This window comes from Salmonella sp. SSDFZ54 (assembly GCF_004010735.1).
Taxonomy (GTDB): domain Bacteria; phylum Pseudomonadota; class Gammaproteobacteria; order Enterobacterales; family Enterobacteriaceae; genus Salmonella; species Salmonella enterica.
In genome coordinates, this window is sequence record NZ_CP034819.1 from 1,812,499 (window position 1) to 1,824,137 (window position 11,639).

General features: G+C 52.7%; 12 protein-coding genes. 8 read left to right on the forward strand and 4 right to left on the reverse strand.

Translation table 11 applies throughout. The features are described 5' to 3' along the window. Window positions 1-47: 47 nt before the first annotated feature. Window positions 48-644 (forward strand): nucleoid occlusion factor SlmA, encoded by a 597-nt coding sequence (gene slmA, locus EOS97_RS09070; RefSeq protein WP_000818608.1) that lies wholly within the window; start codon window positions 48-50, stop codon window positions 642-644. A 77-nt stretch (window positions 645-721) separates the two neighbouring features. Here the strand turns inward: slmA and pyrE are convergent, their stop codons facing one another. Together pyrE and rph are read right to left on the reverse strand one after the other, a co-directional pair. Further along, window positions 722-1,363: an orotate phosphoribosyltransferase gene (pyrE, locus tag EOS97_RS09075; RefSeq protein WP_000806167.1), complete on the reverse strand. Its 642-nt coding sequence runs from the start codon at window positions 1,361-1,363 to the stop codon at window positions 722-724. A 78-nt stretch (window positions 1,364-1,441) separates the two neighbouring features. Continuing rightward, the gene (gene rph / locus EOS97_RS09080) at window positions 1,442-2,158 is read right to left on the reverse strand and encodes a ribonuclease PH (RefSeq protein WP_001247078.1); all 717 of its coding nucleotides are present in this window, start codon (window positions 2,156-2,158) and stop codon (window positions 1,442-1,444) included. Between the two features lie 125 nt (window positions 2,159-2,283). On the opposite strand from rph, the gene EOS97_RS09085 reads away from it, so the two are divergent. Then, window positions 2,284-3,147, forward strand: a complete 864-nt coding sequence (locus EOS97_RS09085; protein ID WP_000621352.1) for a YicC/YloC family endoribonuclease — start codon at window positions 2,284-2,286, stop codon at window positions 3,145-3,147. A gap of 49 nt (window positions 3,148-3,196) precedes the next feature. Here EOS97_RS09085 and EOS97_RS09090 read toward each other — a convergent pair whose 3' ends face one another. After that, window positions 3,197-4,099, reverse strand: coding sequence for a LysR family transcriptional regulator (locus tag EOS97_RS09090; protein WP_001050866.1), 903 nt, complete (start codon window positions 4,097-4,099; stop codon window positions 3,197-3,199). 73 nt (window positions 4,100-4,172) lie between these two features. On the opposite strand from EOS97_RS09090, the gene EOS97_RS09095 reads away from it, so the two are divergent. Both EOS97_RS09095 and EOS97_RS09100 read left to right on the forward strand, forming a co-directional pair. Beyond that, window positions 4,173-5,054, forward strand: a complete 882-nt coding sequence (locus EOS97_RS09095; RefSeq protein WP_001082963.1) for an HARLDQ motif MBL-fold protein — start codon at window positions 4,173-4,175, stop codon at window positions 5,052-5,054. A gap of 250 nt (window positions 5,055-5,304) precedes the next feature. Further along, window positions 5,305-5,922, forward strand: coding sequence for a trimeric intracellular cation channel family protein (locus EOS97_RS09100; protein ID WP_000924334.1), 618 nt, complete (start codon window positions 5,305-5,307; stop codon window positions 5,920-5,922). Here EOS97_RS09100 and ligB read toward each other — a convergent pair. Then, entirely contained in the window at window positions 5,919-7,604 is a 1,686-nt protein-coding gene (gene ligB, locus EOS97_RS09105; RefSeq protein ID WP_001241827.1) for an NAD-dependent DNA ligase LigB, read from the reverse strand. The two genes, EOS97_RS09100 and ligB, sit on opposite strands and share 4 nt — an antisense overlap. 256 nt (window positions 7,605-7,860) lie before the next feature. Between ligB and gmk the strand changes: the two genes are divergently transcribed. From gmk to trmH, 4 genes are read left to right on the forward strand one after another with little or no spacing between them, the layout of a single operon-like run. Continuing rightward, a complete protein-coding gene (gmk, locus tag EOS97_RS09110; RefSeq protein ID WP_000046966.1) occupies window positions 7,861-8,484 on the forward strand; it encodes a guanylate kinase in 624 nt (207 codons plus the stop codon). A gap of 54 nt (window positions 8,485-8,538) precedes the next feature. Further along, entirely contained in the window at window positions 8,539-8,814 is a 276-nt protein-coding gene (rpoZ, locus tag EOS97_RS09115; protein ID WP_000135058.1) for a DNA-directed RNA polymerase subunit omega, read from the forward strand. An 18-nt stretch (window positions 8,815-8,832) separates the two neighbouring features. Further along, on the forward strand, window positions 8,833-10,944 hold the full coding sequence (spoT, locus tag EOS97_RS09120; RefSeq protein ID WP_000280481.1) for a bifunctional GTP diphosphokinase/guanosine-3',5'-bis pyrophosphate 3'-pyrophosphohydrolase: 2,112 nt from the start codon (window positions 8,833-8,835) through the stop codon (window positions 10,942-10,944). Window positions 10,945-10,948: 4 nt separating this feature from the next. Then, window positions 10,949-11,638, forward strand: coding sequence for a tRNA (guanosine(18)-2'-O)-methyltransferase TrmH (gene trmH, locus EOS97_RS09125; protein ID WP_001068433.1), 690 nt, complete (start codon window positions 10,949-10,951; stop codon window positions 11,636-11,638). Window position 11,639: the final 1 nt, after the last annotated feature.

The following is an 11,639-nucleotide window of genomic DNA, read 5'->3' on the forward strand; positions in this document are numbered from 1 at the left end:
GTGGGTGCTCGCCTGGCAAGTGCTTATTTTCAGGGGTATTTTGTAACATGGCAGAAAAACAAACTGCGAAAAGGAATCGTCGCGAAGAAATACTTCAGTCACTGGCGCTGATGCTTGAATCCAGCGATGGAAGCCAACGCATCACGACGGCAAAACTGGCGGCCTCGGTCGGCGTTTCAGAAGCGGCGCTATACCGCCATTTTCCCAGCAAGACCCGCATGTTCGATAGCCTGATTGAGTTTATCGAAGATAGTCTGATTACCCGTATCAATCTGATTTTAAAAGATGAAAAAAACACCAGCACGCGTTTGCGCCTGATTGTGTTGCTGATTCTGGGTTTTGGCGAACGCAACCCTGGCCTGACGCGCATTCTTACCGGGCACGCGCTGATGTTTGAACAGGATCGCCTGCAGGGGCGTATTAATCAGCTTTTTGAACGCATCGAAGTGCAGCTCCGTCAGGTGCTACGAGAAAAAAGAATGCGTGAAGGCGAAGGCTACACGACGGATGAAAATCTGCTGGCAAGCCAACTGTTAGCCTTCTGTGAAGGTATGCTTTCACGGTTCGTGCGTAGCGAATTTAAATACCGCCCAACGGACGATTTCGACGCCCGCTGGCCGCTCATTGCCGCTCAGCTACAGTAACGCTGACTGGATAGTGGCTCACGCCTTATCCAGGCGACAGAAACATAGGCCCGGTAAAGCGCCACCGGGCAATTCGCTTACACGCCAAATTCTTCCCGGTATGCTCGCACAGCCGCCAGATGCTCAGCCATATCAGGTTTTTCTTCCAGATAGGCAATCAGGTCTTTCAGCGTAATGATGGAGATAACCTTACAACCATAGTCGCGCTCCACTTCCTGAATCGCGGAAATCTCGCCGCGGCCACGTTCCTGACGATCCAGCGAAATCAGTACGCCAGCCAGCGTAGCCCCGTGCGCCTGAATAATCTCCATCGACTCGCGAATCGCCGTACCTGCGGTAATCACGTCATCCACCAGCATCACGCGGCCCTGTAGCGCGCTGCCCACCAGACTCCCGCCTTCGCCATGATCTTTTGCCTCTTTGCGGTTAAAGCAGTACGGCAGGTCTTTATCGTGATGTTCCGCCAGCGCAACCGCCGTCGTCGTCGCGATCGGAATACCTTTGTACGCGGGGCCAAACAGCAGATCAAATTCAATACCGGAATCCACCAGCGCTTCGGCATAAAAACGGCCTAACAACGCCAGGTCGCGCCCGGTATTAAACAGCCCGGCGTTGAAGAAATAGGGGCTTTTGCGCCCGGATTTCAGCGTAAACTCGCCAAACTTTAGTACCTGCTTGTTAAGCGCAAACTCAATAAACTGGCGCTGATACGGTTTCATGGATTCGCTCCTTTTCTTACTTTCATCATTTACGAAATTTACGGACAAAAAAAAGGCGACTTTTCAGTCGCCTTAAAATCAATTTTCTAACGCCGCCTTCTGCGTCGCCACAATGGATTCAATTCCCCCTCGGGCCAGCGCCAACAAAGTGAGAAGTTCTTCATGGCTGAACGGCTCGCCTTCCGCGGTACCCTGTACTTCAATAATGCGGCCGTCTTCAGTCATCACGACGTTCATGTCGGTTTCTGCGGCGGAATCTTCAACATATTCCAGATCGCAGATCGCTTCGCCGTTAACGATGCCTACGGAAACCGCCGCCACCATGCCTTTCATCGGGTTGGTTTTCAGCTTACCGTTGGCAACCAATTTATTCAGCGCATCCGCCAACGCCACGCAGGCGCCGGTAATAGACGCTGTACGCGTACCGCCATCGGCCTGGATTACATCGCAGTCCAGCGTAATGGTAAATTCGCCGAGCGTTTTCAGATCGACCGCCGCACGCAGCGCACGCGCGATCAAACGCTGAATTTCCATAGTACGACCGCCCTGCTTACCCTTTGCCGCTTCGCGCGCGTTACGGGTATGGGTAGCGCGAGGCAACATGCCATACTCTGCGGTGATCCACCCCTGGCCTTGTCCTTTCAGAAAACGTGGAACGCCCTCTTCAATGGAGGCAGTGCACAACACTTTGGTATCTCCAAATTCGACCAGTACCGAGCCTTCAGCGTGTTTTGTATAGTTACGGGTCAGGGTTACGGGACGCACCTGATTAGCGCTACGGCCTGCTGGACGCATATTGAGATCTCCGGCTTAAAACGAATGTGGCTGCGCATTATACGGACTTCCGATGGTTATTCCTATCCTGACAAGGCCTGGATAGCTATAATCCCCTCATCTCTCCTTTAAAAACGGGAACATCTATGATCCGCAGTATGACCGCCTACGCCCGGCGTGAAATCAAGGGTGAATGGGGTAGCGCGACCTGGGAAATGCGCTCGGTAAACCAGCGTTATCTGGAAACTTACTTTCGTCTGCCGGAACAGTTCCGTAGTCTTGAACCCGTCGTGCGCGAACGCATTCGTACACGCCTGACGCGCGGCAAAGTCGAATGTATGCTGCGTTTTGAACCCGATGCCAGCGCGCAAGGCGAGCTTATTCTGAATGAAAAGCTCGCGAAACAATTAGTTAGCGCCGCAAACTGGGTCAAAATGCAGAGCGACGAAGGGGAAATCAATCCGGTTGATATTTTGCGCTGGCCAGGTGTCATGGCGGCGCAAGAGCAGGATCTGGACGCGATTGCCGCAGAAATTTTAGCCGCACTGGACGGTACGCTGGATGACTTTATCGTCGCGCGCGAAACGGAAGGCCAGGCGCTGAAAGCGCTGATTGAACAACGTCTGGAAGGCGTCAGCGCCGAAGTAGCGAAAGTCCGCGCGCATATGCCGGAAATCCTGCAATGGCAGCGTGAGCGCCTGGTCGCGAAGCTGGAAGATGCTCAGGTTCAGTTGGAAAACAACCGTCTGGAGCAAGAGCTGGTGATGATGGCGCAACGCATTGATGTGGCGGAAGAGCTGGATCGTCTGGAAGCGCACGTCAAAGAGACTTACAACATCCTGAAGAAAAAAGAGGCGGTAGGTCGCCGTCTGGACTTCATGATGCAAGAATTTAACCGTGAGTCGAACACCCTGGCCTCCAAATCCATCAACGCTGATGTAACTAACTCCGCTATTGAATTAAAAGTGTTGATCGAGCAAATGCGCGAGCAGATCCAGAATATTGAATAATTCTGGCGCTCAATATGTCACAGCGCCCGCCTTATGCGGGCTCTCGCGTTTATCGGTAGTACGTTTTTAATTTCCGGCGAATAGCGTCGATAAGGCGTCGCTTCCACTCTACCGTTGAAGCCCGATACTGCATAAAAATAGCGCCTTCCGCCTGCTCCCCGGCAAGCGGCAGGACAAAAAGACCGCGCTTATCGGATAAATTTTCATACCAGGGGCGCGGTACAATCGCCATTAGCGGCGCCGACTGGACAGCAGGCGCCAGTTGACTGTAATCATGACAAACAAACGCCAGCGGACGTTCAAACCCGGCACGAGCCTGCTGCCTGTCCAGTTCGTTGTTCTCTTTTGTCCACGGCAAACAGTAAATGTGTTGATAATGCTGTAGATCAGCAAAATTCAACGCTGTGGCATTCTCCAGACGTGAACGCAATGGCGCGCCATAAACCGCGATCAAACGCGTAGTCCCCACCCGCTCGTAATGCAGAGCGCTGACCTGCTTTTGATGGTCGCCAATTGCCAGCACCAAATCAACCGAGCTATCCAACAGTTCATCACGCCAGGGTCGGCGGGCAAAAGGAAGGCACTCGATCACCGCCTGATGAAGATGACCTTTCTCTGCGAGAACGGGCGTAAGCAGCGCGTTCAATGCGGGAGGAAGTACCACCCGAAAACAACGGGAGCCGTTCTCTTTATCGCCAAACAGCTCCTCATTAAGCGAAACAAACACAGGCGCCAATTTGTCACGCAGCGCCTGCGCATAAGGCGTAGCAATCTGGCGGTTCCCTTCCCGTCGAAACAACGGATCGTTTAGCGCATCGCGCAATCTCATTAGCGCATGACTTACCGCAGAAGGCGACAAAGCCAGCTTTTGCGCCGTTTTCCCCGTAGAGCTCGTCTCCAGCAGCACATAGAGTACTTTTAACAGGTTCATATCCATTTGCAGCAAGTTCATTAAACGTCTCTCTTATTGAACCTGGCTAAATTACTGCCAGGTATACTGCGGGCGCTTCAATCAGGAGAACATTATGAATCGCTATGCATTATTCTTTGTATGTATATTTTCAACATCAGCACTTCCTGCCATGGCGGCATTAGATCCTTCACAACCGTTATCACCCGCGCCTCCGTTATCACTGTTTAAAGCGTGGGCTAAGCCTATAAAGCCGTTTCAAATCACAGAAGGCGTGTGGTATGTCGGCACGAAAAATCTCTCTTCTATTCTGCTGACCACTCCGGCAGGGCATATTCTTATTGATGCGGGGTTGGATGAAAGCGCACCGCAAATTAAAGCGAATATTGAAGCGGCAGGATTCCGCCTCACAGACGTGCGCTATCTGTTGAATAGCCATGCGCGGCTGGATCAAGCGGGGGGCATGGCACGTTTGAAAGCGTGGAGCGGCGCACAATTGGTCGCCAGCCAACCCAACGCCGATCAGATGGCGAGGGGTGGACGAGAGGATTTTGCGCTTGGCGATGCGCTCCCCTTCCCGCCCGTCACCACTGATAAAATTATCCACAACCAGGAAAGCATCAGCCTCGGAGGGATAACCGTGACAGCGCTATTCACGCCTGGACATCTGCCCGGCTCAACTTCCTGGCGCGTAACGCTCCGCAACGGCAAGACGCTAATTTACGCAGATAGTCTCGCCACGCCCGACTATCTGCTGATTAACAACAAAAATTACCCTGACCTGGTTACTGATATTCAGGGTAGCTTTAAGACACTGGCCGCCCAGCATGTTGATATCTTTATTGCCAACAAAGGTGACCGCTTCGGGCTACTGGAGAAACGACAGCAACTTCGTAACGGCGATACACAGGCATTCTTTGATTCCAATGGCTTGCAACAGTATGTGGAACGCTCGCGCCAGCGCTTCATCACACAACTTACCGCACAGCAGCCATAATGAAATGATTCACCGGCGGCGCGTCCAGGGCGCCGTTATTTTAATTTATCTAAGTCAAAACAGAAAAACCCCGCATACAATAAACCACAAAAATGATGTTCAATTTATTGATATTTATAATAAATAATTATTAATTATAAATTTAAAATCATTACTAAAATTTATTAATCTTGTAATGCCTTAGAAAATCTCAATCGTGATACAGCGCACAAATCGTTAATCTTCGCCCCCAGTAAATTAGGGGGAAATCATGCTGTTGCACGTTCTTTATTTAATTGGCATCACTGCCGAGGCCATGACGGGCGCACTCGCTGCAGGTCGTCGTCGCATGGATACATTCGGCGTAATTATTATTGCTACCGCCACCGCCATTGGTGGAGGCTCGGTTCGCGACATTCTGCTCGGTCACTATCCGCTGGGTTGGGTGAAGCATCCCGAATATGTCATTATTGTGGCGACTGCCGCTGTATTGACCACCATTGTTGCCCCCGTCATGCCCTATTTACGCAAGCTTTTCCTGGTACTTGACGCGCTGGGGTTGGTGGTTTTCTCTATTATTGGCGCTCAGATAGCCCTTGATATGGGCGAAGGGCCAATTATCGCCGTGGTAGCCGCCGTCACTACCGGCGTCTTTGGCGGCGTGCTCCGCGATATGTTCTGCAAACGCATTCCACTGGTGTTTCAAAAAGAGCTATATGCCGGCATTTCGTTCGCCTCGGCGGTGCTCTATATTGCGCTGCAACATTACGTCATGAATCCGGATGTCGTCGTTATCTCTACGCTACTGTTTGGCTTTACAGCAAGGTTATTAGCGCTACGTCTTAAACTTGGCCTGCCGGTATTTTATTACCGCCATGAAGGGCACTAAGACCCAAATCCGGGAATATGCTGAGCAGCCAGCCATCTGCTCAGCGTTGTGATCTGCGGATTATCCCGCCAGTCGATAACTCTCCCGGCACGACGCTCGCCCGTCGCTGGCAACTGCCGCCAGTATTGCTCTGTTCGCATTAATAACTGCTCCCATGAGCGATCGCCGCTGGCCTGTAATGCGGCCTGCGTTAAGGGGATATCCATCGCCATGATCCAGCGGGTAAACGGCTGCCGGCGCGCCAGGTTAAATTGCCGCCATATCTGCTCGCTTTTTCCTTTAGCAAAGCCTGGCGTGTTGGCTATTTGCGCTGACGTCAGGGCAAGCCAGGAGAAGATATGCTCAAAGCGATGCGTCTGATGCAAGGCCCGCCAGCTGGCTTCGCCCATTCCGTCCAGACCCAACGCCGACCGTGACCCCAGCCATACCAGCCTGGAGATAAACTGTTCCTGACACGTTTCCGACGCGTAAAAGCAGGTCAGCGAGTTGAAATGGCTATCAGGCGGTACAGGCTTACTCCGCTCACGACTCCGCCAGACGACCTCATCAAGCCGGGGAATGCCTTGCCCCGCCAGACTCACCAGGATCTGATCGCCCGGCGCGATATCCCACGCTTTCCAACGTTTCACAGAGCCGATATTGACCCGCTGAACCCGCTTATCATCCAATATAACGGGGACAAGCGACGCTACTACGGTAATTTTGCCGCTTTTCCCCACCGAGAACTGAATAGCGCTCACTTGCGCGACCTGCGCTACTGGCGGATATTTCCATGCTGCCAGCCAGTCGCCCTGCCCGGGTCGCCAGTATTGTGCCGCGGGCTCTTTAGCCATGCGTATCACTACGCCATCCGTCACAAAGGGTAACGCTGACGTCAGCCATGACTGGCGCGCCCGCTCGACCTCGCTGGCATCTTTTACCACCAGGGAATATTTCTTCGTCAGACTGAATCCAGCCTTAGCAAGTTGGCTTAATCTTTCGGGCATATTTGCCGGACCGTCCGGCCACGCCCAAATAAAAATACCCAACGAATTTAGCGCGGAGGCGTTATCCTGGCGCATTAACATTCCTGCGACTTTCGAGCGCGCATTCATCCCGCCCATCCGTTGCTGGATATGCCCCTCGCGCTGTAGAAAGATTTCGCCCTGCAACACCGCGTTAGCTAGCGCGCCTTGTGTTGTCTGCGGTATAGAGGGGATCAGGCGAATTTTTGGCGTCCAGTCCTCGCCTTGTAGTCCGTTACCCCGGCTGATAGCCCTGGCCAGTTTACCGTTTTGATAAACCAGCGTTACCGCTACGCCATCCACTTTTGGTTGTACCCAAAGCTCGCTGCGCCCGCGCATCCACTGTTCTACCGCCTGTCGGTCCGCAAGTTTGCGTACGCCCGTGTGCGCAACAGGGTGCATTGTTGTACCGTTTAACGGCGGTGAAACCGGAGTAGATGAAACATCCTGACCAACACAGCGTTGCCACTGAACCAGCCTTGCGCTGAGTTGGTCGTACACACTATCGTCAACCGCGCTAACACCTTGTTTCCAGTAGATGTCATTCCAGTCAGCGAGCTGTTGCTGTAAACGGGCGATTTCTTCAGCGGCCCTTGCTGGCGGCCAGGCCGGGCAAAGCGCCCCACTCTGCGAATGCCACAATAAAATTCCCCACGCCATACTTTTCCATAATCTCATCACGACCTCCTGCGCACATTGCCCGGCAGGTATAGCGCTTTAGTGAATAAAAACCGACAGGTAAAAATGCATCATCCGAGCCGCTTTCCAGATTTTTTGGTGGGTTGCTGCAACGACGCGATAAAAGCGGAAAAAGGGACGCAAAATGCAATAATCTGGCGCAAAAAGTGTGACAAAGACTACGTCGCATAACGGCGATGTGTATAATAAGCCCGTATCAAGGCTCTATTTCGATAATCACAGACGTAAGATACTCATGGCTCAAGGTACGCTTTATATTGTTTCTGCCCCCAGTGGCGCGGGTAAATCCAGCCTGATTCAGGCTTTATTAAAAACCCAACCGTTGTATGACACTCAGGTTTCCGTTTCACATACCACGCGCGCGCCGCGTCCGGGTGAAGTGCACGGTGAGCACTATTTCTTTGTAAATCATGATGAGTTTAAAACCATGATTGGCAGGGAGGCGTTTCTGGAGCACGCGGAAGTGTTTGGCAATTACTACGGCACTTCGCGCGAAACCATTGAGCAAGTGCTGGCAACCGGCGTTGATGTTTTTCTGGATATCGACTGGCAGGGCGCCCAGCAAATTCGCGAAAAGATGCCGCAAGCACGCAGCATTTTTATTTTGCCGCCGTCAAAGATCGAATTGGATCGCCGTTTACGCGGCCGCGGGCAAGATAGCGAAGAAGTCATTGCCAAACGAATGGCGCAAGCGGTTGCAGAAATGAGCCATTACGCCGAATATGATTATCTTATTGTGAATGACGACTTTGATACCGCGTTAAGCGACTTGAAAACCATCATTCGCGCTGAACGTCTGCGTATGAGCCGCCAAAAGCAGCGTCATGACGCTTTAATCAGCAAATTGTTGGCAGACTGAACCCACTTTCAGTATCATGCCCAGTCATTTCTTCACCTGTGGAGCATTTTAAGTATGGCACGCGTAACTGTTCAGGACGCTGTAGAGAAAATTGGTAACCGTTTTGACCTGGTACTGGTCGCCGCGCGTCGCGCTCGTCAGATGCAGGTAGGCGGAAAGGATCCGCTGGTACCGGAAGAAAACGATAAAACTACCGTTATCGCGCTGCGCGAAATCGAAGAAGGTCTGATTAACAACCAGATCCTCGACGTCCGCGAGCGCCAGGAACAGCAAGAGCAGGAAGCCGCTGAATTACAAGCCGTTACCGCTATTGCTGAAGGTCGTCGTTAATCACAAAGCGGGTCGCCCTTGTATCTGTTTGAAAGCCTGAATCAACTGATTCAAACCTACCTGCCGGAAGACCAGATTAAGCGTCTTCGGCAGGCGTATCTCGTTGCACGTGACGCTCACGAGGGCCAGACACGTTCAAGCGGTGAACCCTATATCACGCACCCGGTAGCGGTGGCCTGTATTCTGGCCGAGATGAAACTCGACTACGAAACGCTGATGGCCGCTCTGCTGCATGACGTGATTGAAGATACCCCCGCCACCTATCAGGACATGGAACAGCTTTTTGGTAAAAGCGTTGCCGAGCTGGTAGAGGGGGTGTCTAAGCTTGATAAGCTCAAGTTCCGCGATAAGAAAGAGGCGCAGGCCGAAAACTTTCGCAAAATGATTATGGCGATGGTGCAGGATATCCGCGTCATCCTCATTAAGCTTGCTGACCGTACCCATAACATGCGCACGCTGGGCTCATTACGCCCGGATAAACGTCGTCGTATTGCCCGCGAAACGCTGGAAATCTACAGTCCTCTGGCGCACCGTTTAGGTATTCATCACATTAAAACCGAGCTGGAAGAGCTGGGTTTTGAAGCGCTGTATCCCAATCGTTACCGCGTCATTAAAGAAGTGGTAAAAGCGGCGCGCGGCAACCGTAAAGAGATGATCCAAAAAATCCTCTCTGAAATCGAAGGACGTTTGCAAGAGGCGGGAATTCCGTGTCGCGTTAGCGGTCGCGAAAAACATCTTTACTCGATCTACTGTAAAATGGTGCTCAAAGAGCAGCGTTTTCACTCGATCATGGACATTTACGCGTTTCGCGTCATCGTTCATGACTCCGATACCTGCTATCGCGTACTCGGCCAGATGCACAGTCTCTATAAGCCGCGTCCGGGACGGGTGAAAGACTATATTGCCATTCCCAAAGCGAACGGCTATCAGTCTTTGCACACCTCAATGATCGGCCCGCACGGCGTTCCTGTTGAAGTCCAGATCCGTACCGAAGATATGGATCAGATGGCGGAAATGGGGGTCGCGGCGCACTGGGCGTATAAAGAACACGGTGAGACCAGCACCACGGCGCAGATCCGCGCCCAGCGCTGGATGCAGAGCCTGCTGGAGCTACAACAGAGCGCCGGTAGTTCGTTTGAATTTATCGAAAGCGTAAAATCCGATCTCTTCCCGGATGAGATTTACGTTTTCACCCCGGAAGGGCGCATTGTCGAACTGCCCGCTGGCGCTACGCCGGTGGATTTTGCCTATGCAGTGCATACTGACATCGGCCACGCCTGCGTCGGCGCGCGTGTCGACCGCCAGCCTTATCCGCTGTCGCAGCCGCTTAGCAGCGGTCAGACCGTCGAAATTATTACCGCGCCGGGCGCGCGTCCCAACGCCGCCTGGCTGAACTTTGTCGTCAGCTCTAAAGCGCGCGCTAAAATTCGTCAGTTGCTGAAAAACCTCAAACGTGATGACTCCGTAAGCCTGGGCCGTCGTCTGCTTAACCATGCTTTAGGCGGCAGTCGTAAGCTGGCGGAAATTCCGCAGGAAAATATTCAGCGCGAACTGGATCGTATGAAGCTGGCAACGCTTGACGATCTGCTGGCGGAGATCGGTCTCGGCAACGCGATGAGCGTAGTGGTCGCGAAAAATCTGCAGCAAGGCGAAGCCGTGGTGCCGACCGTTGCGCAATCGAATCACGGCCACCTGCCGATTAAAGGCGCGGATGGCGTGCTTATCACCTTTGCGAAGTGTTGTCGTCCGATCCCAGGCGACCCGATCATCGCTCACGTAAGCCCAGGTAAAGGACTGGTGATCCACCACGAATCCTGCCGTAATATCCGTGGATACCAGAAAGAGCCAGAGAAATTTATGGCGGTCGAATGGGACAAAGAGACGGAGCAGGAATTCATTACCGAAATCAAGGTGGAAATGTTTAACCATCAGGGCGCGCTGGCTAACCTGACGGCGGCGATTAATACCACCACCTCCAATATTCAAAGCCTGAATACTGAAGAGAAAGATGGTCGCGTCTATAGTACCTTTATTCGCCTTACCGCACGCGATCGCGTACATCTGGCGAATATCATGCGCAAAATCCGCGTGATGCCAGACGTTATTAAAGTCACCCGTAACCGAAACTAGCGCTATGAATCCAAAACGTTATGCGCGTATATGCGAAATGCTCGCCAGGCGTCAGCCTGATCTCACGGTCTGCATGGAGCAAGTCCACAAACCTCATAACGTTTCTGCAATCATTCGTACCGCAGATGCCGTTGGCGTCCATGAAGTCCATGCCATCTGGCCTGGTAGCCGGATGCGCACCATGGCTTCCGCGGCGGCGGGCAGCAACAGTTGGGTACAGGTGAAAACTCACCGTACCATTGGCGATGCGGTAGCCCATTTGAAAGGACGGGGAATGCAGATTCTGGCAACCCATCTTTCTGATAAAGCCGTAGACTTTCGCGAGATTGATTACACGCGCCCGACCTGTATTCTGATGGGTCAGGAGAAAACCGGTATTACTCAGGAAGCATTAGCCCTGGCGGATCGGGACATCATCATTCCGATGATCGGCATGGTACAGTCGCTGAACGTTTCCGTCGCCTCCGCGCTCATTCTTTATGAAGCCCAGCGCCAGCGTCAGAACGCGGGCATGTATCTGCGTGAAAATAGCATGTTGCCGGAAGATGAACAGCAGCGCCTGCTGTTTGAGGGTGGTTATCCGGTGCTGGCGAAAGTCGCTAAACGTAAAGGTCTGCCTTATCCTCGCGTCAATCAGCAGGGCGAAATAGACGCCGATGCTGACTGGTGGGCGACGATGCAGGCGGCAGGGTAAT